Source organism: Planococcus salinus (assembly GCF_003719725.1).
Taxonomy (GTDB): domain Bacteria; phylum Bacillota; class Bacilli; order Bacillales_A; family Planococcaceae; genus Planococcus; species Planococcus salinus.
Map to the genome: position 1 here is coordinate 151,625 of NZ_RIAX01000007.1, position 24,790 is coordinate 176,414.

General features: G+C 47.1%; 25 protein-coding genes and 1 other annotated feature. Of the genes, 21 read left to right on the plus strand and 4 right to left on the minus strand.

Annotated elements, in window-relative coordinates; all coding sequences use genetic code 11:
- Nucleotides 1-49 precede the first annotated feature (49 nt).
- Complete coding sequence (locus EEX84_RS11075; RefSeq protein WP_123165698.1) at nucleotides 50-1,000, plus strand: siderophore ABC transporter substrate-binding protein; 951 nt, start codon at nucleotides 50-52, stop codon at nucleotides 998-1,000.
- Between the two features lie 90 nt (nucleotides 1,001-1,090).
- On the opposite strand, the gene EEX84_RS11080 is transcribed toward EEX84_RS11075, so the two are convergent.
- Nucleotides 1,091-1,438 (minus strand): YflT domain-containing protein, encoded by a 348-nt coding sequence (locus tag EEX84_RS11080; RefSeq protein WP_123165699.1) that lies wholly within the window; start codon nucleotides 1,436-1,438, stop codon nucleotides 1,091-1,093.
- 180 nt (nucleotides 1,439-1,618) lie between these two features.
- On the opposite strand from EEX84_RS11080, the gene EEX84_RS11085 reads away from it, so the two are divergent.
- Nucleotides 1,619-2,215, plus strand: a complete 597-nt coding sequence (locus EEX84_RS11085) for a phosphatase PAP2 family protein (protein WP_123165700.1) — start codon at nucleotides 1,619-1,621, stop codon at nucleotides 2,213-2,215.
- A 54-nt stretch (nucleotides 2,216-2,269) separates the two neighbouring features.
- Here EEX84_RS11085 and EEX84_RS11090 read toward each other — a convergent pair whose 3' ends face one another.
- Both EEX84_RS11090 and EEX84_RS11095 read right to left on the minus strand, forming a co-directional pair.
- On the minus strand, nucleotides 2,270-3,553 hold the full coding sequence (locus tag EEX84_RS11090) for an ammonium transporter (RefSeq protein WP_123165701.1): 1,284 nt from the start codon (nucleotides 3,551-3,553) through the stop codon (nucleotides 2,270-2,272).
- A gap of 15 nt (nucleotides 3,554-3,568) precedes the next feature.
- Nucleotides 3,569-3,910 (minus strand): P-II family nitrogen regulator, encoded by a 342-nt coding sequence (locus tag EEX84_RS11095; RefSeq protein WP_123165702.1) that lies wholly within the window; start codon nucleotides 3,908-3,910, stop codon nucleotides 3,569-3,571.
- Between the two features lie 161 nt (nucleotides 3,911-4,071).
- Here EEX84_RS11095 and EEX84_RS11100 point away from each other — a divergent pair, with 161 nt between their 5' ends.
- The 18 genes from EEX84_RS11100 (at nucleotide 4,072) to EEX84_RS11185 (ending at nucleotide 22,456) form a co-directional block, all read left to right on the plus strand.
- The gene (locus tag EEX84_RS11100) at nucleotides 4,072-4,716 is read left to right on the plus strand and encodes a uracil-DNA glycosylase (protein ID WP_123165703.1); all 645 of its coding nucleotides are present in this window, start codon (nucleotides 4,072-4,074) and stop codon (nucleotides 4,714-4,716) included.
- 98 nt (nucleotides 4,717-4,814) lie between these two features.
- The gene (gene zupT / locus EEX84_RS11105; protein ID WP_123165704.1) at nucleotides 4,815-5,624 is read left to right on the plus strand and encodes a zinc transporter ZupT; all 810 of its coding nucleotides are present in this window, start codon (nucleotides 4,815-4,817) and stop codon (nucleotides 5,622-5,624) included.
- A gap of 571 nt (nucleotides 5,625-6,195) precedes the next feature.
- Nucleotides 6,196-7,413 (plus strand): MFS transporter, encoded by a 1,218-nt coding sequence (locus EEX84_RS11110; RefSeq protein WP_123165705.1) that lies wholly within the window; start codon nucleotides 6,196-6,198, stop codon nucleotides 7,411-7,413.
- 456 nt (nucleotides 7,414-7,869) lie between these two features.
- Entirely contained in the window at nucleotides 7,870-8,715 is an 846-nt protein-coding gene (locus tag EEX84_RS11115) for a GNAT family N-acetyltransferase (RefSeq protein WP_123165706.1), read from the plus strand.
- Between the two features lie 145 nt (nucleotides 8,716-8,860).
- Nucleotides 8,861-9,829, plus strand: a complete 969-nt coding sequence (locus EEX84_RS11120; protein ID WP_123165707.1) for an ABC transporter ATP-binding protein — start codon at nucleotides 8,861-8,863, stop codon at nucleotides 9,827-9,829.
- Nucleotides 9,826-10,464 carry an ABC transporter permease gene (locus EEX84_RS11125; protein ID WP_123165708.1) on the plus strand — a complete coding sequence of 213 codons (639 nt, stop codon included), beginning with the start codon at nucleotides 9,826-9,828 and terminating at the stop codon, nucleotides 10,462-10,464. The genes EEX84_RS11120 and EEX84_RS11125 overlap by 4 nt, the downstream gene beginning before the upstream one ends.
- Before the next feature lie 12 nt (nucleotides 10,465-10,476).
- Nucleotides 10,477-11,379 carry a glycine betaine ABC transporter substrate-binding protein gene (locus EEX84_RS11130; protein WP_123165709.1) on the plus strand — a complete coding sequence of 301 codons (903 nt, stop codon included), beginning with the start codon at nucleotides 10,477-10,479 and terminating at the stop codon, nucleotides 11,377-11,379.
- 190 nt (nucleotides 11,380-11,569) lie between these two features.
- On the plus strand, nucleotides 11,570-12,472 hold the full coding sequence (locus EEX84_RS11135) for a glycine betaine ABC transporter substrate-binding protein (protein ID WP_123165710.1): 903 nt from the start codon (nucleotides 11,570-11,572) through the stop codon (nucleotides 12,470-12,472).
- 184 nt (nucleotides 12,473-12,656) lie between these two features.
- A complete protein-coding gene (locus EEX84_RS11140) occupies nucleotides 12,657-13,805 on the plus strand; it encodes an acyl-CoA dehydrogenase family protein (RefSeq protein WP_123165711.1) in 1,149 nt (382 codons plus the stop codon).
- On the plus strand, nucleotides 13,806-14,777 hold the full coding sequence (locus tag EEX84_RS11145; protein WP_123165712.1) for a CaiB/BaiF CoA transferase family protein: 972 nt from the start codon (nucleotides 13,806-13,808) through the stop codon (nucleotides 14,775-14,777).
- Nucleotides 14,778-14,874: 97 nt separating this feature from the next.
- Nucleotides 14,875-15,106 (plus strand) — a binding site (T-box leader).
- A gap of 62 nt (nucleotides 15,107-15,168) precedes the next feature.
- A complete protein-coding gene (trpD, locus tag EEX84_RS11150; RefSeq protein WP_123165713.1) occupies nucleotides 15,169-16,161 on the plus strand; it encodes an anthranilate phosphoribosyltransferase in 993 nt (330 codons plus the stop codon).
- The gene (trpC, locus tag EEX84_RS11155; RefSeq protein ID WP_123165714.1) at nucleotides 16,158-16,931 is read left to right on the plus strand and encodes an indole-3-glycerol phosphate synthase TrpC; all 774 of its coding nucleotides are present in this window, start codon (nucleotides 16,158-16,160) and stop codon (nucleotides 16,929-16,931) included. The genes trpD and trpC overlap by 4 nt, the downstream gene beginning before the upstream one ends.
- Entirely contained in the window at nucleotides 16,928-18,724 is a 1,797-nt protein-coding gene (gene trpB / locus EEX84_RS11160; RefSeq protein ID WP_123165715.1) for a tryptophan synthase subunit beta, read from the plus strand. Before trpC ends, trpB begins: the two co-directional genes overlap by 4 nt.
- Nucleotides 18,721-19,491: a tryptophan synthase subunit alpha gene (gene trpA, locus EEX84_RS11165; protein ID WP_123165716.1), complete on the plus strand. Its 771-nt coding sequence runs from the start codon at nucleotides 18,721-18,723 to the stop codon at nucleotides 19,489-19,491. Before trpB ends, trpA begins: the two co-directional genes overlap by 4 nt.
- 20 nt (nucleotides 19,492-19,511) lie before the next feature.
- Nucleotides 19,512-20,102, plus strand: a complete 591-nt coding sequence (locus EEX84_RS11170; protein WP_123165717.1) for a DNA-3-methyladenine glycosylase — start codon at nucleotides 19,512-19,514, stop codon at nucleotides 20,100-20,102.
- A gap of 72 nt (nucleotides 20,103-20,174) precedes the next feature.
- Nucleotides 20,175-20,696, plus strand: a complete 522-nt coding sequence (locus EEX84_RS11175; RefSeq protein WP_123165718.1) for a type 1 glutamine amidotransferase domain-containing protein — start codon at nucleotides 20,175-20,177, stop codon at nucleotides 20,694-20,696.
- 123 nt (nucleotides 20,697-20,819) lie between these two features.
- Entirely contained in the window at nucleotides 20,820-21,149 is a 330-nt protein-coding gene (locus EEX84_RS11180) for an ArsR/SmtB family transcription factor (protein WP_123165719.1), read from the plus strand.
- Between the two features lie 8 nt (nucleotides 21,150-21,157).
- Nucleotides 21,158-22,456 (plus strand): arsenic transporter, encoded by a 1,299-nt coding sequence (locus EEX84_RS11185; protein WP_123165720.1) that lies wholly within the window; start codon nucleotides 21,158-21,160, stop codon nucleotides 22,454-22,456.
- A gap of 36 nt (nucleotides 22,457-22,492) precedes the next feature.
- Here the strand turns inward: EEX84_RS11185 and EEX84_RS11190 are convergent, their stop codons facing one another.
- On the minus strand, nucleotides 22,493-23,293 hold the full coding sequence (locus EEX84_RS11190) for a GNAT family N-acetyltransferase (protein WP_123165721.1): 801 nt from the start codon (nucleotides 23,291-23,293) through the stop codon (nucleotides 22,493-22,495).
- Between the two features lie 404 nt (nucleotides 23,294-23,697).
- Here EEX84_RS11190 and EEX84_RS11195 point away from each other — a divergent pair, with 404 nt between their 5' ends.
- The gene (locus tag EEX84_RS11195; RefSeq protein ID WP_123165722.1) at nucleotides 23,698-24,624 is read left to right on the plus strand and encodes a manganese-dependent inorganic pyrophosphatase; all 927 of its coding nucleotides are present in this window, start codon (nucleotides 23,698-23,700) and stop codon (nucleotides 24,622-24,624) included.
- The last annotated feature ends 166 nt before the right edge of the window (nucleotides 24,625-24,790 follow it).

The window sequence follows — 24,790 nt, forward strand, 5'->3', positions numbered from 1 at the left end:
AATCAACAAGAATTTATAACAAAAACAAAGTAAAAGGAGCATGAAAATAATGAAGAAATGGTTGTTGATGGCTTTTACATTGATGGTGGTTGCATTTTTGGCTGCCTGTGGTTCAGAAGATGCCGGTGAAACAAATGCTGCTGAAAAAGATGGAGAAAAAGCGGAAACGATGACGGTAACACATGAGCTGGGAGAAACGACATTTGAGAAAAACCCTGAAACAGTAGTTGTCTTCGATTTTGGTATTCTTGACTCAATGGACAAATTGGGAGTGGAAGCAGCGGCGATTCCGCAAGAATCTCTTCCGGGCTACCTTGAGAAATACGAAGGTGAAGAGTATGTTAATGCGGGCACATTGAAAGAAGCTGATTTTGAAGCGATTCATGCGTTGGATCCGGACCTGATTATCATTTCTGCACGCCAGGCGGATATGTACGAAGAATATGCCGCTATTGCACCGACCATTCATATGGCGGTGGATACTGACAATTACATGACTTCATTCACTGATAATATGAACCTCCTTGGCGAGATTTTCGGGAAGGAAGAACAAGTGAAGGAGGAACTGGCTTCAATCGAAGCGACAATCGAAGAAGTGAACACAGCTGTCAGTGAAACGGATGAGAAAGCACTGATCCTGTTGGCGAACGAAGGAAAAGTCAGTGCGTATGGACCAGCTTCCCGTTTCGGACTGATTCACGATGTATTCGGTGTTCAACCGGCTGACGAAGGAATTGAAGTTTCGACTCATGGACAAAGTGTTTCCTATGAATATATCCTTGAGCAAAACCCGGATGTCATCTTTGTCATTGACCGCAATGCCGCTGTAGGTGGCGAAGCCAGCGCAAAAGATTCAGTTGAAAACGAATTGGTGCAAAAAACGAACGCGTATAAAAATGGCAAAATTGTTTACTTGGATCCGGATTACTGGTACCTGTCAGGTGGCGGGCTGGTATCTGTGAACCAAATGGTGCAGGACATTCAATCAGTGTTCCAATAAGGTGAACGGTTGATATAAATTGCTGCAAAACAGGTGGAGAAATTAATTTTTCTCCACCTGTTTTTGCGTCTTTTTAATGGAGACTCCCGACTAAAAAGTAGAGCCTTCCGGCATGCTTTTCACAACAACCACGACTTTTTGTTCCGCCACTGTTTTTTCCAGCATTTCGGCTTCGGCATCACTGAAGCCAAGCTCCTGGAACTGCGCCAGTGTCGCGCCTTCTTTACTGCGGAATGCATTGGCAATTGTTGTGCCGATCCCTGTCTCGGATGCATCGCTGGCCGTGCGGACCTTGGCCATTTTTGCAATGTCTTTTGTCCGGCCGGTATCGTTTGTAAAGACGTAGATGTCATCCGGAAGCACGCCTTCCGTCTTCAAGTTCTCGATGTCTCTGATCGCTGCATCATCCTGCTGGTATTCCCTGTACGACAACGTCATATCGCCCCACCTCCTGTGAAATTCTGTCTTATCCCTACAATTACCTTTGTTTTATGAAATGAAACAAATGACTTTGGAGGTGTACTCGACTAAACTGAAGTCAGAAAATAATTGTGATAGACTGAAAAGAACAAAGAAAGAAGGTGGATTTCCATTAAACGTCTATTTTATCCGCTCGGGATGGCGACTTTACTTGGGTTTTTCGCTATTCTTCTGTACTTTTCCAGTGAGCCGCTGCGGCGGATCGACCGGAATGCGGCCAGTGCGATTGGTGGAACCGGCTGGTTGGATGCTTTGTCAATCATTGGAGACCAATGGGTCATCATCACCATCAGCCTTCTGTTGATTTTGTATTTATGGGTTTTCCGCCAGAACTACCGCGGCATGCTTTTTGTTTTCCTGTCAGTAGGAGTAGGCAACGTAATCAATCAATTGCTGAAGCAGACGTTTGAGCGGCAACGCCCTGATTTTCCTCACGGGCTGGAAACATTCAGTTTCCCTTCGAACCATGCGATGGTAGGGTTGTTGTACTTATTTACAGTTGCGTATTTCCTGTCAGAAGACAGAGCGGGCAATGCAGCTAAATGGCTTGTCTGGCTTGTTGCTATCGTGTTGGCTGGAGCAGTCGGGTTATCGAGAGTGGCGGGGATGGAGCATTATCTGTCTGATGTCGCCGCCGGTTGGTTCGCTGGCTATTCCTGGTTCGTGGCAGTGGCTGTTTGGTATGAAATGAGGGAACGGCTCTTCAGGAAGCGCCCTGTAAATGAAGAAAAATGAAAAAAGAGGATGGCCGGTTCTTCACCGGTCATCCTCTTTTTGTATCTTCTTGTATCAGGGCTTTAACGTAGTGAACGTTTCATCGCCCAGTTCGTTGAGCCTGCTGGCGAAAGAGCCTGTTGAAACCGTTGATCCCTGCAGAACTTCGTCCATTGAATAAGCTTGTGAACCGTGTTCTGCAAAGTCCAACCCGTTCTCTTCCTCTGCGGCTGTCACGCGCAAAGGAACAAAGAGGCTGATGACAGCCAGGACAACGCCAGTGGCAATGGAAGTCCAGGCGATGACAGCCAGGACGCCGACTGTTTGGATGCCGAGAATTTCAGTGCCGCCTCCATACAATAAGCCGCCAGTTGTATCGAACAGGCCGATGGCAACGGTGCCCCAGATACCTGCAATCCCGTGGACTGAGATGGCACCGACCGGGTCGTCGACGCGGATTTTGGAATCCAGTATATGAATGGCTTCTGTCATGATTATCCCTGCTATTAATCCGATAACAATTGCTCCGATAAATGACACGTTTGCTGCTCCTGCAGTAATACCGACGAGGCCGGCAAGTGCACCGTTAAGTGTCAGAGAGGGGTCGATTTTCCCGTAGCGCAGGCGCGTGTATCCGGCAGTGGCCAAGACTCCTGCTGAAGCTGCCAGTAACGTATTGGCGATAACTGGTGGAACAAGTGCCGGATCAGCTGCAAGTGTGCTGCCTCCGTTAAATCCGAACCATCCAAGCCAAAGGATGAATACACCGAGAGCTCCCAATGGCAAGTTGTGGCCGGGAATCGAGTTGACCACTTTGCCGCTGTATTTTCCAATACGGGGCCCTATTTTCCAAGCAGTTACGAATGCTGCGACTGCGCCTGTCAAATGCACAACAGTTGATCCGGCAAAGTCGATGAAGCCTAATCCTGCCAACCAGCCGTCAGCCCAAATCCAATGTCCGACAATCGGGTAGATGACTGCTGTAATTGCTACTGTCAACAATATATAAGCGGTTAAATTCACCCGTTCCGCAACTGCCCCGGAAACGATGGTGGCGCAAGTGGCTGCAAATACTGCCTGGAAAACAAAAAATGCAATATCCGCGTCACCTAAAAGTGCGAATCCTTGTGTCCCAATCATCCCGAAAGCAGAAGGTCCGAACATAATGGCAAATCCAACGATAAAATAAAGAATGGAACCAAGGGAAATCGTAATAATGTTTTTCATCAAAATATTCAAGGTGTTTTTCGAACGGGTGAATCCTGATTCCACCATTGCAAATCCTGCGTGCATAAAAAATACCAACATCGCTCCGAGCATAATCCATAACATATCTACTGATCCTTGTACTGCCTCCATCCAATCTCCTCCTTATTATCCGACCGCGATCGTGCCGCGCTCTTTCGTTCTGATTCTAATGGCTTCTTCCACCGGGTAAATAAAAATCTTTCCGTCTCCGACCTCTCCTGTAGAGGCATATTCCAATATCGCATCGATAATGGACTCTACTTTGCTTTCTTCGACGACCATTTCCAACTTTAACTTAGGAGAAAATTCCATTTTATAAGCATTCCCCCGAAATAATCCAACACGGCCTTCTTGTTTGCCGATGCCGGCGATTTCCGTGACACTCAATCCGTCGATTCCTTCAAGAGCCAAAGCTTGTCGGACTTCTGCAAAAACAGAAGGGCGAATAATCGTTTCGATTTTCTTCATGTTCTTCTTCCTCCCTGGTGTCATGTTTTCTAACACGGTTCAAATGTTAGGTTTGTTAACATATTAAACAATATATTCTGACAATGCAAGAGTTTTTTAAAAATTAATGTTAGAAAAGTTGACATTATTTTTGTGGTAAACTAAAAAAAGAGGTGAAAAAGATGTATAGAATCACAGAAGAGTTGGCCCAATGGGGGATGGAACGCATAGCAGGATTTCCGGTAGAAGGATTTGTATGGGGAAGCGGCCCGCAGCATCCAGCCCTCATGCTAGTAGGAGAAGCACCAGGAGAAAATGAGCTGGAGACAGGCATCCCTTTCACTGGAAGAGCAGGGAAAGAGTTGATGGGATCTTTGAACAGCATCGGACTATCCCGTGAAGATGTGTATATTACCAGTGCCGTGCGAAGCAGGCCTTATAAATGGGGAAAGAAAAAAGGGCGGAACGGCGAGATGATTGAACGGAAATACAACCGGGCCCCTACAAAAAAAGAGATAATCGCCCATGCCCCTATACTGGACACAGAAATCCGTGACATTCAACCACCGCTTATTGTAACGTTGGGCAATATAGGCCTTCAGCGGCTGATTGGCCCTCAAGCAAAAGTGACAGAGCTTCACGGAACATTAGTGGAAACTCCTATTCTTCAATGGAACGAAGAAAAACAAGCGTTTGAACAATCGGAACGCGTATTCCATGTATTTCCGACCTTCCATCCGGCGAGCGTTTTTTACAACCCGTCAGTACGGGCTTTAAAAGAGGAAGACTGGAGAAAAATAGGTAAACTGCTGGGGTCTATAAAATAATGAATAATAAAACATCTTTCTGAGTTGAAAAATGTTGCATAAGGGAAACTTTTAACGTACAATAACTGTATTCTAGGAACATAGAGGAAGATGTCATCATGGACAGCACGGTTTTATTTGCATTAGGCTTAACGTTATTTGCTGGACTGGCTACAGGAATCGGCAGTTTTATCGCATTTTTCGCTTCGCGCACCAATACAAAATTTCTTTCTGTTTCTCTTGGATTTTCAGCGGGAGTAATGATTTATGTCTCGATGATCGAGATATTTTTTAAAGCAAAAGATTCGTTAACAGGTGTTCATGGGGAAACTTATGGTTACTGGCTGACGCTTGCTGGTTTTTTTGGCGGTATGATTTTCATGGCTTTCCTGGACCGGATCCTGCCGCAGTTGGGAAATCCGCATGAAGTGAGAACTGTTGAAGATATGGATGAAGGGCCGACCAACGCCGAATATGCCCGTTTGCGGAAAATGGGGATTTTTACTGCGTTGGCTATCACCATCCACAACTTCCCTGAAGGTATTGCCACATTCATGTCTGCCATACAGGATCCGGCTCTTGGTGTTGCAATTGCAATCGCGGTGGCCATCCATAACATACCCGAGGGCATTGCAGTGTCTGTCCCTATATACTACGCAACCGGAAGCCGGAAAAAAGCATTCCAATACAGCTTCCTTTCAGGAATGTCGGAGCCGGTTGGCGCGATAGCAGCGTGGCTGATCTTAATGCCATACTTAAGCGATACACTGTTCGGACTTATTTTCGCAGGGGTGGCAGGAATTATGGTATTTATCTCATTGGATGAATTATTGCCTGCTGCAAAGCGATACGATGAGGCTCACTTATCCATCTACGGATTAGTGGCGGGCATGGCAGTGATGGCAGTCAGTCTTGTGTTGATCGTATAAATGAATAAACCTAAGCTCCCTGACTCGTGAAAACGGGAATGGGGAGCTTATTTTTGTTTATGCATCCATACATGTTGAGCTATAGAAATTAGCTTTTATACACCGCTTCGGACGCTTTGGGAGGGCAAAGACGATTGCTCCTGCGCAAGCTCGTCGCAAAGGAGGCGCCAACCTTTTCTGGCGCTCCTTGGCTTCCGCCATGAGCCGAGAAGAGCACTCGTCTCATAGCTCCGCCCAGCCCGTGGACGCGCCGGCGCTAAGAAATTTATTAAATAAAGGGCAAGCTCCTGTTTTTCCGCTGTTAAACTAGAAGATATGGAGAAAAACAGCGGAGCCTCCCAAGGGAACAGTAAACGTGTTGGGTCACCAACACGTTTGCGATGCAGGAGCACAGGGTTTTAGCGAAGCTGTTTTGCGTAATTTCGACAATTGAAAAGCATAAGTTCAACTTATGTACATGATTATCGGAAAAAGTGAAAACATTTTGATATGATTGTTTTGAAACTGCCTGCAGGTTATAGTATCTTTGTAAAGAAGTGGATAGACAAGTGTCAAGACAAGGAGAGTTTGGATGGTATCTTTAGATGGGAAAAGCCCTGAAAATATTTCACGCAACAAACTGCTCGTCGTAGCAGGGCTCGGCTGGTTGTTTGACGCAATGGACGTGGGGATCCTGTCCTTTGTCATTGCAGCGCTGCATGAAGACTGGGGCTTGAACTCACAGCAAATGGGCTGGATCGGAAGCATGAATTCCATCGGTATGGCGGTGGGAGCTTTTGTGTTTGGGATATATGCTGACCGGGTGGGCAGGAAAAAAGTCTTCATCATCACGTTGCTGCTGTTTTCGTTGGCCAGTGGCTTGTCTGCTTTGACGACCACTTTGGCCGCCTTTATGATTCTGCGGTTTTTTGTGGGGATGGGGTTAGGCGGAGAGCTTCCTGTTGCTTCCACACTGGTGTCTGAAAGTGTGCCGGCAAAAGAAAGAGGCCGTGTCGTAGTACTGCTCGAAAGCTTTTGGGCCGCAGGCTGGTTGATTGCAGCGATTATTTCTTATTTCATCATTCCTTCTTTCGGGTGGCGCGTGGCGCTCCTGTTGACCGCGTTGCCTGCACTTTATGCATTGTATTTGCGGATCAACTTGCCGGATTCACCACAATTTTCAGCGAAGAAAAATGTCCTGCAATCGGTTTCCCGAAACATTAAAGACGTATGGTCAGCGAAGTACAGAAAGCCGACAATCATGCTTTGGACCGTCTGGTTCACAGTCGTCTTTTCCTATTATGGGATGTTTTTGTGGCTGCCGAGCGTCATGGTGTTGAAAGGGTTCACGCTCATTCAAAGCTTCCAGTATGTTCTTATTATGACATTGGCCCAGTTGCCTGGCTATTTTTCTGCAGCCTGGCTGATTGAACGAGCCGGCCGAAAGTTTGTGTTGGTCACTTATTTATTCGGCACAGCTGCGAGCGCACTGGCTTTCGGGAATGCAGAAACACTGGCAATGTTAATCGTGTCCGGCGCGTTCCTATCGTTTTTCAACCTGGGTGCGTGGGGAGCGTTATATGCCTACTCACCGGAGCAATACCCGACCGTCATCCGAGGGACAGGCACGGGCATGGCTGCATCGTTCGGCCGTGTCGGCGGCATTCTCGGTCCATTGCTTGTCGGCTTTATGCTGGCAGGGGGTTATGGGGTCAACTGGATCTTCGGCATTTTCTGCGTCTCCATTATCATTGGTGCGCTGGCCGTAGCGTTCCTGGGCACAGAAACCAAACAAATGGAATTGGAATAAGAAAAGCGGAGGCGATCGAGCAAGCCTCAACGTGCATAAGACGAACCGGCGAAGTGGCGGTTTGTGGCACACAGCCGGGTTGGCTCGTGACCCGAGAGGCTGATCGCTGGAGACTGGACAATAAGAAAAGCGGAAAATGCTGGTGTTTATGCCGGTGTGTTCCGCTTTTTTTGTGGAATTGTAAGCGAGTGACCATAGAATGCTTTTATGTGATCATAGGGATGCGGAAAATGCCCATAGAACACCCGTGAGTGATCATAGAAACATGAAAAGGGCTCATAGAAGTCATCAAAGTGATCATAGACCATGAAAAGAGAGAAATCCTTCGCGGGTTCATACAACCAGAGCAGGAAGAAGACAGGCGAGATGAGAAAAAGACATCAATTATGCAGGATAATTCCTAACTTTGGCTAATACTTTAGTTAAGACGGACTTTACAGAAACGGGCGTGGGAAAATGGAATGGAAGGTGTATTCGGAATCACTGGATTTTGCTGATAAAGTAGAACCTTATTTATATGCGGAAGAAGAAAAAAACAGTTTGTTTATTGGGGTTCTTGGCCAAATAAAAACAGGAAGATATGAAGATTATTTTTTGGCGACAGTGGAAGACGAAGGAGAGCTGGTGGCAGCTTGTTTGATGACGCCTCCTTATCCGCTGGAATTGCTCATCTTTAAACAAATACCGGATATTGAGAAGTTCATTGTCGGGCAATTGGTGGATTCGGAAGTTGAAGTGAACGGTGTAGGGGGAGAGCAGGAAACGGCTTATGTTTTCGCCGATGCATGGGTGGCTCAAACCGGTGACAGTGTGAAAGTTCGGATGAACCAGGGCTTATTGCGGATCGATTCGTTGAATAAAGGCTGGGAAAAAAGCGAAGGGACGTGGAAAGTCGCGAGTAAAAAAGAAGCGTCGCTCCTTGAGCAATGGTTCATGGATTTTCATAGAGAAACGGGCCTCCCTCTCTATACGGCTGCAGAAAACAAGCGGAAAATAGAAAATTTTATTGAAGAAAAAGAGATTTATGTATGGGAAGTGGATGGCGAAGTCGTCTCTTCCATGAAAAAGTCGAGGCCTTCAAGGCATGGCATTTCCATTTCGTTCGTCTATACACCCGAAGAGCACCGCGGAAAAGGCTACGCGAAAACGCTTGTAGCAGAAGTGACGGAAGAGCTGCTCCTGGAATTTGATTTTGTCTTGCTTTATACAGATTTGCAGAACCCGGCTTCCAATAAAATCTACCAAGAAATCGGGTATGAAGAAATTGCTAATCCTGTCGAGTTGCTATTCGAAAAAAAATAAAGTCAGGACAAACAGACTTTCCGGCTGTTTGGTGGAGAAAATCAGTTCTTTATTGGATGGAATCTCCATTAAAAGAGAATAAGTAGGGGTTATAGTGGGTAAATAAGCGGGTAGGCTGTAAGATATAGAGAAAGGGGCGGGTCCAATGATTCGATTTGAGAATGTCACAAAGCGCTTTCCGGACGGGACAGAAGCCTTGAAAGACGTTTCCTTAGTGATGCCGGCGCATCAATTGACCGTCATTATTGGACCAAGTGGATGCGGGAAAACAACATTGATGAAAATGATCAATAAATTGGAAAAGCCCAGCAATGGAAAAATCTATATAGATGAACAACCGATTACCGATTTGGACGAAGTTCAGCTTCGCCGCTCCATTGGTTATGTCATCCAACGAATCGGTTTGTTTCCCCATATGACCATAGCGGATAATGCGTCGCTTGTTCCAAAACTTCTCGGGTGGCCAAAAGAAAAGAAGGATGCGCGAATCCGTGAATTGCTTGAATTGACAGGGCTTAGTCCAGATACATATATGGAACGGTATCCTTTGGAACTGAGCGGAGGGCAGCAGCAGCGGGTGGGGGTTGTCCGAGCCCTTGCCGGCGACCCGAATATCGTATTAATGGACGAGCCTTTTTCAGCGCTTGACCCCATCAGCCGTGAACAACTTCAAGACGAGCTTCGCAATTTGCAGCAAACTATTCATAAAACCATCGTTTTTGTAACCCATGATATGGACGAAGCGTTGAAGATTGCTGATACGATCATTGTGATGAAAGAAGGGCAAGTGGAACAAGTGGGCACTCCTCAACAATTAATCGATGAACCGGCAAACGAATTTGTCCGGAATTTCATCGGTATTGAACGAATCAGACAAAAACGGGCATTTGGAGACAAAAAATTAAAGGAATTCATCCACCTGTTCGATACGGAGTGGCAGGGGGAAGCCCAAACTATCCCCGCCGATTCGACAATTAATGAAGCGTTTCATCAGTTGGAAAAAAATCCTTCCCACCGGCTGGCAGTTACAGCAGGTGACCGTGTAATCGGCTATGCGAGCGGCCGCGACTTATTGAAAGCCGCGCTTCTTAAAGAAGAAGAGGTGGCGCAATGAATAACTTCTTTCATACGTTAATGACACGACAGGATATGATCCAAAGCGCATTTCTTGAACACATTTACCTGTCTTTTGTCGCTGTGGCAATTGGCATCGCCATTGCTTTGCCAACGGGCATTATCATCGCAAGGTATCGTCGTTACGCAGAACCTGTCATTGGTGTAACCGCCGTCTTTCAAACGATACCAAGTCTTGCGCTGTTCGGATTCCTCGTGCCGATTCTCGGTATCGGGTCGAATACAGCATTGATTGCCCTCATTATTTATGCTTTGTTGCCGATTTTGCGGAACACGTATACAGGCATCACAGGCGTTGATAGTTCCACCATCGAAGCCGGGCGGGGCATGGGTATGACCCGGACGCAAATCCTGAGGCAGATTGAATTGCCATTGGCTTTGCCGTTTATCATGGCGGGAATCCGGACGGCCACTGTTTTGACTGTCGGTATCGCTACACTTGCCACTTTTGTCGGTGCAGGCGGTTTAGGGGATATCATCTACCGGGGATTGCAATCTTATAACAATGCATTGGTACTCGCTGGTGCATTGCCGGTCGCTTTGTTGGCTATCGGTTTTGATATGGTATTAAAGTGGATTGAAAAACGGACCACACCGAAAGGGCTGAAAATTTAGGAGGAAGAATGGATGAAAAGAATAGTACTGGGAACTTTGCTGGCAACCCCGATGGTTTTGGCTGGATGCGGTTCAAGCGAAGGCGCTGCAGATCCGATTGTCATCGGTGGAAAGCCATGGACAGAGCAATACATATTACCGCATATCTTGGGGCAGTATATCGAAGCGAATTCAGATTACACAGTGGCATATGAAGAAGGGCTTGGAGAAGTGGCTATTTTAACACCAGCCCTGGAACAAGGTGACATTGATCTGTATGTGGAATATACAGGAACGGGTTTAAAAGATGTGTTGAAGGAAGAGTCAGTCCCCGGCCAGTCTTCGGAAGAAGTGCTGGAGCGCGTTCGGGAAGGGTATGAAGAAACGCTGGGGGCTACATGGCTTGAACCATTGGGCTTTGAAAACGGGTATACGTTGGCCTATTCAAAAGAAAGCGGCTATGACGCAGAAACTTATTCGGAACTTGCCGGGATTTCTAAATCTGAAGATATGGCTTTTGGAGCCCCTCATCCATTCTATGAACGCGAAGGGGACGGATATGAGGATTTAGTGGCCACTTACGGCTTTGAATTTTCTGCTACCGATAGTTTTGACCCGGCTATTATGTACGAAGCGGTCCAAAATGGAGATGTGGATGTCATCCCGGCCTTCACAACCGACAGTCGTGTCGGATTGTTCGATCTTGAAACGACGGAAGATGACGAAGCGTTTTTTCCGAAATATGACGCTGCCCCGGTAGTTCGTCAGGAAACACTTGAAGAATATCCGGAACTGGAAGAGGTATTGAACGGTCTTGCCGGACAAATCAGCGAAGAAGAAATGCTGGCGATGAATGCGCGTGTGGATATCGACCAGGAAATTGCAAGCGAAGTGGCGCATGACTTTCTTGTTGAAAAAGGATTAATAGAGGAATGACAAATCCCGCAGATTTTTCTGCGGGATTTTTATAGTGTTTATGTGTGCTTTCAAGTATAATAATGACAACCGATTAAAAAACTGTTAATTCAGATAATTTAAGTATCGGTTTATTACTTTTCCTCAACAGACACCTTTTTACATTTTTTCACGAACAGTTTGAAGCTTGGAATGAGGAAGGGGAGAAATTATGCGGAACTCGTCGCTGGGGATTTTGTTGGCAGGATCGGTTTTGTTGGTTGGCTGTAGTTCGGGAGAGGCAGAATCAGAGCCGATTGTCATTGGTGGAAAGCCGTGGACAGAGCAATATATTTTACCTCATATTTTAGGCGAATACATCGAAGCGCATACGGACTATACGGTCGAATATGAAGAGGGGCTTGGGGAAGTATCGATCCTCACTCCTGCATTGGAGCAGGGAGATATCGATATGTACGTGGAATACACAGGAACCGGATTGAAAGATGTACTGAATGAACAGACAGAGGTCGGGGAATCTTCGGAAGAAGTGCTGCAACGCGTCCGTGCAGGTTATGAAGAAACATTGGGTGCGACTTGGCTGGAGCCTTTGGGGTTTGAAAACAGCTATACGCTGGCCTATTCAAAAGACAGTGGCTACGGAGCAGAGACTGTATCGGAGCTTGCAGAAATTTCCCGCTCAGAAGATATGACTTTTGGTGCACCTCATTCGTTTTATGAGCGGGAAGGCGACGGATATGATGATTTGGTATCCACATTTTCATTGGAATTTGCAGGAACGGAAAGTTTCGATCCGTCCATCATGTATGAAGCGGTGCGAAATGGAGAGGTGGATGTGATACCGGCTTTCACTACAGACAGCCGAATCGCTTTGTTCGACCTGCAAACAACTGAGGATGACCTGTCGTTTTTCCCGAAATATGATGCCGTGCCCGTAGTCCGGTTGGAGACGCTCGAGGAATATCCGGAACTGGAAGAAGCAATGAGCGGATTGGCTGGGCAGATCACTGAAGAGGAAATGTTGGAGATGAATGCCCGTGTCGATCAGGAACAGGAAATCGCCAGTGATGTGGCACATGATTTTCTGGTTGAAAAAGGCTTGATTGAAGATTGAATAAAAGTATCCTGCAAGTTGAACGGCACCGGAACTGTTGGCGGCTTCTAACAATCCCGGTGCCGTCTTTATGTAGTATTTGCCAAAAAATTCTTGTACAATATAAATAATTGAATGACTATTCATTCAAATCTAAATTTAATGGAAGTGGCGACTGAAAACGATAAAGTAAGGAGGGAAACAAATGGGGAAGTACCGATTTGAAGAAGAAGAGCATGAGGTGTTTCGCAAATCGTTAAGAAAATTTTTGGAGAAAGAAGCAGAGCCGAATTATGACCAATGGGAAAAAGACCGCCTGATTCCGAAAGCATTTTGGAAGCAACTTGGAGAAATGGGATTCCTATGCCCTCAGGTAGAAGAACAGTATGGTGGTCTGGGGCTTGATTTTCGCTACGCGGTCATTATTGGGGAAGAAATGGAACGTGTCGGGGCCAGCTTGACGGGGGTGGGTCTTCACAATGACATCGTCGTGCCTTATATCGAATCGTACGGAACAGCTGAACAAAAGCACAAATGGCTGCCCGGCTGCATTTCCGGCGACCATATTACGGCAATCGCCATGACGGAACCGGGAGCGGGTTCCGACCTTGCCAACATATCCACTACAGCAGTTCGTGACGGAGATCATTACATCGTCAACGGCCAAAAAACGTTCATCACCAATGGCATCAATTCGGATCTTGTTCTCGCTGTGGTGAAAACGGATACGAAAGCGGAACCGAAACACCGCGGTATTTCATTGCTGATGATTGAAGAGGGGCTGCCGGGCTTTACCAAAGGCCGCAAGCTCGATAAAGTCGGCATGCATGCCCAGGACACATCGGAATTGTATTTTGAAGACTGCGTTGTGCCGGCGGCTAATCTGATAGGAGAAGAAAATAAAGGATTTACTTATCTGATGGAGAAGCTTCAGCAGGAACGGCTGGTAGTGGCGATGGCAGCGCAGGTCGCTTCAGAGGAAATGCTTGATATGACCATGGAATACGTCAAGTCAAGAAAAGCTTTCGGCAAGCCGATCAGCGCTTTTCAAAATACACAGTTTAAGCTGGTGGAAATGGCGACAGAAATTGAACTTGGCCACTCTTTTTTGGAATCGCTCATTGAAGATCATATGGAAGGAAAAGATATTGTATCAAAAGTTTCCATGGCCAAATACTGGCTGACCGATACGGCGAAAAAGATTTCCGGAGAGTGCATGCAGCTGCATGGAGGGTACGGATATATGGAAGAGTACAAAATTGCCAGACGGTTTCGGGATATTCCGGTTGCTGCCATCTACGCGGGTTCCAATGAAATCATGAAAACCATTGTCGCAAAACGGATGGGCTTATAGATGAGAGATGCCCTTAGAGGAGTGCGTATACTGGATGTGACGTATTATGTGCCCGGTCCATACGCCGGCATGCGTCTCGCCGAGTTGGGTGCAGAAGTGATTAAAATTGAACCACCCGGAGGAGACCCGGCGCGTTCGATGAGCGGCGGACATATTCACCGTGCCAATAACCACGGGAAGAAGATCCGGACCATCGACTTGAAATCTCCTGAAGGGTATAAAGAAATGCTGGAATTGGTGGCTGCAGCAGATGCCTTGATCGAGACTTTCAGGCCGGGGGTGATGAAAAAGCTGGGATTGGATTATGAATCCCTGAAAATAGTGAAGCCGGATCTTGTCTATTGCTCTTTATCAGGATACGGGCAGCTGGGTCCGATGGCGAGCCTGGGCAGCCATGATTTAAATTACATGGCCTTGTCCGGAGCGCTCGACCAACTGACAGACGAAGACGGCAGGCCGGTTCATCCAACCAATACATTTGCGGATTTTACCGGCGGCTTAGTGGCTTCTGAAAAAATAACCGCTGCCTTGCTGCGGAAGTTATTATCAGGAGAAGGAACGCATTTGGATATCCCTTTAGCGGGAGTGATGGCGGAGTTTTCGGGGAACCATGATGCTTATGAACAGGCGGGCATTTCCGAAAATGGCATTCCGGAAATAGCGGGAACCCGCATCAGTTATGCGATATACGAAACGCTGGATGGGCGTTTTGTGACTTTGGGAGCTCTGGAAGATAAATTTTGGCGGAATTTCTGTACGTATGCCGGGAAGCCACACTGGAAATCCTGGGGAGCCAAACAAATCGGTAGTCCCGAACACAAAGAAGTGGTAGACTTTTTCAAAAGCAAATCCTGGAGTGAGTGGTATGAGCTGTCAATGCAGCTCGATTGCTGTCTCGCGCCTGTCTTGAAGACTCACGAACGCCATCGTCATCCTTTTTTTGCTCAGCAAAAAATATGGGCAAACACTTGACAGAATAAACAAAAGAATTTAATATGAATGACAACTTGTTGGATGAGCGGCAAGTCTATTTGAGAGAAGAGCCCAGAGAAGTTGAGAATAGCAGAGCGTAAAATCGAGGATTGAGACGAGTAGGCAAGGAGATCCATTTAGAGAGTCAGCGGCTGGTGAGAGCTGATTGGATTACTTGCGCGAATGGACTTATGAGAGCTGGCCTGAAAGCGGAAGCGAGTAAGGGAGACGTATACCCTGCGTTAAAGGGCAAGGCGAAGAGCCTGTTTAAGTGAGTGCATAGATTTGCATTAATGCGTGGTGGTACCGCGGTTTAACCCGTCCCCGCAATCGGATATGATCCGGTTGCGGGGATTTTTGCATTCAAAATACGAGCTGAGGAGAGATGGATATGAGAAGAGAAGAGAATTTAAGCGAATTGGAAATGATGGAAAAATCATTGGATATATTAAGTGGCGATGTGAACGAAGAACAAGTGAAACAATTCTTGATAGGTCTTCACCGCAAAGGGGAAACGACGGACGAATTGGTCGGGTTGGTGAAAGCGATGCTGGAAAAAGCCGTAAAACTGCCGGAAGTGACAGGTGAACTGGTGGATGTATGCGGTACAGGAGGCGATCGTTCCTACAGCTTCAATATCAGTACGCTGACAGCTTTTGTGCTGGCCGGCTGCGGCATGACGGTAGCCAAGCATGGAAACCGCAGTGTATCAAGCAAGTCGGGGAGTTCCGATGTATTGGAAGAGCTGGGGATTTCAACTGACATGGATGTGGACATGCTGCCGGGGCTTCTTGACCAGACAGGAATTGCGTTTCTGTTTGCACCGGCGATTCATCCGGCACTTGGAAAGTTAAGAGCCATTCGCAAAAGTATTGATACACCGACCATCTTCAATTTAGTCGGGCCGCTGGCTAATCCACTGCCGATTAAAATACAGATGACGGGAGTGTACCGCCGGGACATGATGAAGCCGATGGCAGAGGCACTCGTCAAGCTGGGCAGAACACGGGGAGCCATCATCCATGGAGCGGGCGGGTTGGACGAATTATCGCTGGCAGGGACAAATGAGTTGATTGTGTTCAACGAAGACGGGCTGAAAGAAATGACGTTCCATCCGGAGGAAGCCGGGTTGGAGGCGGCACCAATCGAAGCCATTCGCGGCGGCGATCCAAAGCGGAATGCAGAAATTTTCATGAATGTACTGGAAGGAAAAGAAAGTCCATATCTGGACACAGTGGCATTGAATGCCGGAACCACTCTTTATGTCAGCGGTCGTGCAGAGACGATTGCAGAAGGGGTTCACCAGGCACGGAAATCAATCCTTTCCGGTGAAACAGCGCGTGTCTTCGAACTTCACCGTCTGGCAGCGGGGGTGCTGGTATGAGCATTCTTCACAAAATCATCGAAACAAAACGGGAAGAAATTCAATCGTATACGGAAACCAAACCGACTGAAGGATCGTTTCCTGCAAAAACCAAACTGCTGAATCACCTGCTGACCCAAAAAGGAGTCATTTCAGAAATCAAGCGGGCTTCTCCTTCAAAAGGAGACATTCAAATCAATGTGGACATCGAGGCTCAGGCGCGAAAATACGAACAGGCGGGAGCAGCCGCTATTTCTGTATTGACGGATGAAAAGTACTTTAAAGGGTCGATCGAAGACTTGCGGAAAGTGGCGCAGGCAGTGTCAATTCCTGTATTGTGCAAAGACTTTATGATCAGTGAAATCCAGATCGACCGAGCAAAAAATGCGGGAGCGACGATTATTCTGCTGATTGTAGCGGCACTTGAAAAAGAGCAGCTTCATCGATTGTTCCGCCATGCCAAAAACCTCGGGCTGGAAGTGCTGGTGGAAGTTCATGACGAACAGGAATTACAGCAGGCGTTGGAGCTGGATGCTCAGTTGATCGGCATTAATAACCGCAACCTGAAGACATTCGAAGTGTCACTTGAACGCACAGTAGAACTGGCGGGACAGTTCCCGTTTGATGGCCATCGTGTATTGATCAGTGAAAGCGGCTTGCATTCAAAAGAAGATGCAGCTTTTGTGTTCAAGTGTGGCGCATCTGGAATTCTCGTCGGTGAAACATTGATGCGATCCGATGATCCAGGCCAATGGATCCAGGAAGCAACAGCAATGGAGGCATTGAAATGACGAAAGTGAAAATATGCGGACTCAAAGAAAGTGAACATGTAAAGGCGGCGGAACAGGCTGATGCCATCGGGTTTGTCTTTGCGCCGAGCAAGCGGCAGGTGACGGTTGAACAGGCGTCTGAACTGGCGAAGCACGTCCCAGTCGATACGGAAAAGATCGGTGTATTCGTTAATGCGACAATTGAAGAAATAGAAAAGACGGTCATGCAGGTGCCATTGACGATGGTCCAATTGCATGGTGATGAGCCGGATGAATTGGTCGAAGCGATTCGTGTACCGGTCATTCAGGCTTTTTCGATCCGCAGCAAAGAAGATGTGCGGAAACTTGAAAATTCAAAAGCTGATTATGTGCTGGTCGACGCACCAGGCACCGATTACCGGGGAGGCAGCGGCCGAGTTTTTGACTGGTCGCTGTTGCAGAATGCAACCATTGACAAAAAGCGTTTAATTGTCGCTGGAGGGCTGCACGCTGAAAATGTACGTGCGGCAATCGGACAAACAGAGCCGTATATGGTCGATGTTTCAAGCGGAGTGGAGACTGAAGGAAGAAAAGACAGCGAAAAGATCCATAAATTCATTCAACAGGCAAAGGGTGGTTCGATGCAGGAGACAATCGAAAAAAAGGGCTTTTTCGGAAAATACGGAGGTCAGTTTGTTCCGGAAACGCTGATGAAAGCAGTCAAGGAATTGGAACAGGCTTACGAAGATGCAAAAGGCGACCCGGAATTCCAGAAAGAGTATCACCATTACTTAAAAGAATACGTGGGACGGGAGCAGCCGCTGACATATGCGCAGCGTCTGACGGAAGCATGGGGTGGTCCGAAGGTCTATTTGAAGCGGGAGGATTTGAACCATACCGGTGCTCATAAGATCAACAACGCCATCGGCCAGGCATTGCTCGCCATGAGAATGGGCAAACGGAAAATTGTCGCTGAAACAGGAGCTGGCCAGCACGGTGTTGCGACAGCCACCATTTGTGCCTTATTCGATTTGGAATGTGTCATCTTTATGGGAGAAGAAGACGTAAAGCGGCAGGAACTGAATGTGTTCCGCATGAAACTGCTCGGAGCCCGTGTGGAAAGTGTCACCAAAGGCAGTGCGACCTTAAAAGATGCGGTCAATGAAGCATTGCGCTACTGGGTGACAAATGTGGAAGATACCCATTACTTGATCGGTTCAGCACTTGGACCTCATCCTTTCCCGACAATGGTCCGTGATTTCCAAAGTGTCATCGGCGAAGAAACGAAGCGGCAGATTCTGGAACACGAAGGGCGTTTGCCTGATACCGTCCTTGCCTGCGTTGGAGGTGGCAGCAACGCCATCGGCATGTTTTATCCGTTTGTCAAAGACGAATCGGTGAAACTGATCGGCGTGGAAGCAGCGGGACAGGGCGTGGATACAGAGAAACATGCGGCCACGCTGACGAAAGGGTCAGAAGGAGTGTTGCATGGTGCTTTCATGAAACTGCTCCAGGATGATTCCGGGCAAGTGCTGGAAGCCCACTCGCTGTCAGCGGGGCTGGATTATCCGGGGATTGGACCGGAACATGCCTATTTAGCGGATATCGGCCGTGTACAATACAAACCGATTACAGATGAAGAAGCTTTGGCAGCAGTGGTCACTTTTTCACGTCTGGAAGGGATTATTCCAGCGCTCGAATCTGCCCATGCCATTGCGGAAGCGGAAAAAGCCGCAAAAGACATGACATCCGAAGAGATTCTGGTCATCTGTGTGTCAGGCCGCGGCGATAAGGACATGGCCACTTATGCGGATAAATTGGAGGGATTGGCATGAACCGACTTACGACGTTGAAAGAAGCGGGGGAAAAAGCGTTTGTAGCTTATATTATGGCTGGTGATGGCGGATTGAAACGCTTGAGTGAGCAAGTGCAGTATCTGCAGGAAGCAGGTGTGACGGCAATTGAAATTGGCATTCCGTTCTCTGATCCTGTAGCAGACGGCCCCACGATCGAAGCAGCGGGCAACCGGGCGCTGAAGGAAGGTGTGACACTCGAAAAAGTGCTGCTGGAGATGCAGCAGTGGACATTCGAAGTGAAAGTGCCATTGATTGTCATGACATACCTGAATCCGGTCATCCGTTTCGGTGCTGAACGTTTCGCAGAAGAATGCAGGAAATCGGGCATCTCAGGGGTCATCATTCCGGATTTGCCGTTTGAACACCGCGAACTGGTTCAACCCCACATCAACAAGCATGACATTCCGCTGATTCAGCTGGTGACGCTGACAACGATGGAAGACCGGCTTGATGAAATTCTGAAAAGCGCCCAAGGTTTTGTTTATGCGGTGACAGTGACGGGAATCACAGGCACACGGGATGAGTTATCCGGTGAAGTGAAGAATTTCATGAAACGGATCCGCGCGAAAAGCCCTGTGCCGGTCTATGCCGGTTTTGGCATCTCCAAGACCCGGCATATCGACATGCTGAAAGACGAAGTTGATGGATTTATCGTCGGCAGTGCCATTGTACAGGCTTTTCATGACAATAAAATCAAGGAAGTTGAACCGCTTATTCAAGCGGTAACCCTCCCTCATCCCGTATAATACGGATAGGAGGGATGCGCATGTTTACACCAGTATCTGCGGATTTTTTTCAGGCTCCGACCCTGGAGCTGGCCCGCAGCCTGCTCGGTCAGATTCTTGTCCATGAACTGCCGGAGGGAACCGTCGCGGGGCGTATTGTAGAAACGGAAGCGTATATGGGAGCGGAAGACCGCGCTGCTCACAGCTTTGGCAACCGGCGTACCAAACGGACGGAAGTGATGTTCGGCAAAGCCGGACTTGTCTATACGTATCAAATGCATACTCATACGCTGATCAACGTTGTCAGTGGACCCATCGATACACCGCGCGCCATTCTGATTCGTGCTGTGGAACCGGTGGAAGGCATCGACTTGATGGCAGAACTGCGCGGCAGGCATATGCCGATCAGGCAATGGACGAGCGGCCCGGGGAAGCTGACAAAAGCGATGGGCATCACAATGGACTATTATGGCCATCATTTTACGGAACGGCCATTGTATATTGCTCACGGCGATCCGGTGCATGCCATTGCCACGGGACCACGGGTGGGCATCGGAAATTCGCTGGAAGCGGTCGACTATCCGTACCGTTTTTGGGAAAAGGAGAATCCGTTCGTATCGAAATTCCGGTAGACTCCGTGTTTAAGTTCTCTTTGCCTGTGGAATAGTAAGTAGGGAGTACTTAAAAAGAAGGAGTGAAAGATAGTGGCAAAAATTGCAACGCTGATTACTGATATGTTTGAAGATGTGGAGTATACAGATCCGTCAAAGGCCTTTAATGATGCGGGCCACGAAGTCTTCACGATTGAAAAGGAAGCCGGCAAAGAAGTCAAAGGCAAGCAAGGCGAGGCTTCTGTAGCCATCGATAAAGGTATTGATGACGCGAATCCGGATGACTACGACGCACTGTTCCTGCCGGGTGGATTTTCTCCGGACCAGTTGCGTGCCGATGACCGTTTTGTCAAATTCACAAAATCATTCATGGACGCAAAAAAACCGGTCTTTGCTATTTGTCATGGACCTCAACTACTGATTACGGCAAAGGCATTGGAAGGCCGAAAAGCCACTGGTTATAAATCCATTCATGTAGACATGGAATACGCTGGCGCCAACCTTGTGGACGAAGAAGTGGCAGTCTGCCAGGACCAATTGGTGACAAGCCGCAACCCGAACGACATTCCGGCGTTCAACCGTGAATCATTGAGAGTGCTTGAACAATTATCATAAGCAGCAGGAAAAGCCCCAACGGCTATGCCGTTGGGGTTTTCTTTTTGAAAAAATACATAAGGGGTTGTTTGTATAAGTCGCGGCTTATATAATGAAACCATTCTGCAAAAAGAAGGTGTAAAAATGGAGTATCTTCAAATGGAAGCTTATTTGAAAGCGATCAGCGATCACAATCGAATGCTTATGCTGAAATATTTGATGAAAGACCCGCTGTGCATCTGTGAATTTACAGAGCTGCTCGATATGACGCAGCCGGCAATCAGCCAGCATATGCGGAAATTAAAACAAGTCGATCTGGTGCAGGAAGAAAAGAAAGGCCGTTGGACGATTTGGTCATTGAATATCCGCCATCCGCAATATCCGGTGCTGATTCATTTGTTGAGTTTACTGCCGGAACCAGCGCGTTCCATCGACTCATTGGTCGCAGAAGGAAAGAAAGTAGTTTGTGAATAGGGAGATGTTTGGAAGTGGTATGGTTAGCGAGTATTATTTTTCTTGTGACATTGGCGTTTGTCATTTTGCAGCCAAGGGGCTTGTCCATTGGCTGGTCGGCTATGGCGGGAGCCGCAGTAGCGCTGATTGTAGGCGTAGTGGATTTTGGTGATGTTTGGGATGTGACGGGAATTGTCTGGAATGCCACATTAACGTTTGTGGCACTGATCATCATCTCGTTGATTCTTGACGAGATCGGCTTTTTTGAATGGGCCGCCTTACATATGGCCCGCTTTGCCAAAGGCAGCGGGTTAAGGATGTTTTTTCTTGTCACCATCCTTGGCGCTATTGTCGCTGCATTATTTGCCAATGACGGAGCAGCACTGATTTTGACGCCAATCGTGTTGGCGATGGTACGCGCGTTGAAATTTAAAGACGCCATGATTTTACCGTTTATCATGGCATCAGGATTTATTGCCGATACAGCGTCTTTGCCGTTCGTCATCAGCAACCTGGTGAATATTGTATCAGCCGATTTTTTCGGCATCGGATTTACGGAGTATGCCATTCATATGATTGTACCGAATCTATTCAGTGTATTGGCCAGCATGCTTGTTCTTTATTTGTATTTCCGTAAGGATATTCCGAAAAACTTTGATGCCGATGTTCTGGGAAAACCTTCATCAGCCATCAAAGACTTGAAAATTTTCCGGTTGTCCTGGGCGGTTCTGGCCATTTTGCTTACGGGTTATTTCTTAAGTGAAAGTCTTGGCATTCCTGTTTCCCTGATTGCAGGAACAGTGGCCATCATTTTCCTCAGCATCGCGCGCAGAAGCGAATCTGTGGAAACCATGCGAGTCGTAAAAGGAGCGCCATGGGCCATTGTCTTTTTCTCTGTCGGTATGTATGTGGTAGTGTATGGACTCCGCAACGTTGGGTTAACATCAGTGCTCGCGACAGCTATTGAATGGACGGCAGGCCACGGCCTGTATGCGGCAACCATCGGCATGGGCTTTATCGCTGCCATTTTATCATCCGTGATGAACAATATGCCAACTGTCATGATTGATGCATTGGCCATCGCTGAAACCAATACCACTGGTGTGGTCAGGGAAGCCCTGATTTATGCCAATGTCATCGGTTCTGATTTAGGGCCGAAAATTACGCCGATCGGTTCCCTGGCTACACTTCTTTGGTTGCATGTGTTGAGGTTAAAAGGGGTTACCATCAGTTGGGGATATTATTTCAAAGTGGGAATTATTTTGACTGTACCCACTTTGTTCATTACGTTGACAGGATTGTATTTGTGGTTAACCATTTTGAATTAAGGGCATTATAAAGAGGCGTGCGGTTGCATGCCTCTTTTAATCGAGAAATTTGGCCATATAGATTTCGTCATACGGCTTATCATCAATAATCAATGATTTCCTGCGAACGCCTTCTTCTGAAAATCCTGCTTTGTCATACAGGTTCCGGGCGGCCGTATTTTCTGTGACAACGGTCAGCTCCAACCGGATCAACCCTTTTTCAAGAGCCCATTCCTCAGCTTTATCAAGCAATGAAGCCCCGATTCCTTTGCCTCGGGCTTCGGCTTGGACACCCAGCACAATAGATGCACGATGCGAGGCCCGCTTAGCTGAATTTCCGATAATCATCAGATACCCGACATGCTCTCCGTTTAAGATGGCGATGAAAATAGTGGAATGGCCGCTTTTTTTCCATTCAATGATTTGTTTCCGAACCTTCTGTGTCGACTGGATCCGTTCATCTCTGCCGTAGAGCATGAAGTCAGAATCAGCTTCCACTGCTTTTTGTAAAGTGATAAATGATCTCGCATCACCATGTTCGGCCGGACGAATCAGCAGGATATCTTTGTCCCCGTCCTCATCAGCACCATCTTTGTCAGCTGAGTCTACGTGCTCAAAGATTACATGGCGATTTATCTCAACTTTTTTTACATAATAGCCGTTATCCAGCCAGGCATGAAAGTGTTTGGCTGGCGGTTTCGTCTTCTTCCACCAGCTTTGGTTCAAATAAGCGGCATTTGGCAGCTGCTGCCCCATGATTTGCTCAATCTCAGTGAATGTCAAAGTGATTGTGGCATTGGTGGCAGAAGAGAAATAATTTGCCAAAGGGATGTATTTTTTTTCCATTATATTAGTCACGTTTATCACTTCTTTCCGGGAAGTTAGAATAACATAGGATAATTATATCATTTGCAATGCGAAAAAGTACACAGTTATTTTCACAATTTTATATAATTTCTGTCAATTCATTTTAATATTGAATATTCGAATATTTTTACAAGCAGTAAGAAGCATATTTTTGACGGATTGCCAAAGTAAAGAGGGGAAACTGATACTTTAGTGGCAATAACAGAAAGTGCGAAGGCGAAAAGATGGAGAGACTCAGGGGAAGCGGTACCAATCAGGCAGATGGCGGCTGTTTTTTGGAATGCGGGAAGCGGTGTTCTTCCATTAAAAAGAAGACCATAAAAAATGTTTATTGGCTGCCCAGGGGATTGTGTTAAAATAAGCACAGAAACCAACATCTATCAGGAGGTTAAATTATGTCAAACGTTTTTGTGCTCGGGCATAAAAACCCGGATACGGATTCAATCTGTTCAGCGATTTCATATGCTTATTTAAAAAATGAAATCGGAATGACTGCAGAACCTGTCCGTCTCGGGGAATTGAATAACGAAACATTATTTGTGTTGGAGAAATTCGGCTTTGAACGGCCGCGGCTGGTTGAACGCGTTTCGGATGAAGTATCCCAAGTCATTCTTGTCGATCATAACGAGCGCCAGCAAAGCGCTGATGACATCGATGATGTACAAGTAATCGAAGTCATCGACCATCATCGCATAGCAAATTTCGAAACCACCGACCCTTTGTATTTCCGGGCGGAGCCTGTGGGATGCACGACCACAATTCTATTGAAGTTATTTAAAGAAAACGGAGTAAAGATTCCATCCGACATTGCGGGACTTATGCTGTCCGCCATCATTTCGGATTCGTTATTGTTCAAATCGCCTACCTGCACAGCTCAGGATGTCCAGGCTGCCGGGGAACTGGCAGAAATAGCGAAAGTGGATGCAGAAGTTTATGGACTGGAAATGCTGAAAGCTGGCGCCGACTTGAGCAATAAAACGCTGGAAGACTTGATTTCACTGGATTCCAAGGAGTTTGAAGCTGGTAATCACCGTTTTGAAGTGGCGCAAGTCAATGCCATTGACGTAGAAGAAGTGATCGACAGACAACAGGAGTTGGAGGTTCTTTTGGAGCAGGTAGTAGCCAAAAAGAATCTGGATCTCTTTGTCTTTGCGGTGACGGATATTTTGAACAATAATTCGACAGCGATTGTACTTGGAGAACGGGCTGACATCATCGAAGGGGCTTTTAAATCGAGCGTCATTAATAACCGTGTGCTCCTCCCGGGTGTGGTCTCCCGCAAAAAACAAATCGTTCCGGTAATTACCGAAGCATTAAGCTGATTCCCTTAAAAGGGAGTCAGTTTTTTTGTTGTTTTTAGAGGAAGCGTGTGTTCTTCTCCTGACGATGCCGCATTCTTCGCTTTTATTCCTCTATCGGCCGCCATCGCTTTTCATACTGTTCAGACTCCAGAGCTACCCGGGCACTTCCGCTTTTCTTATTGTCCAG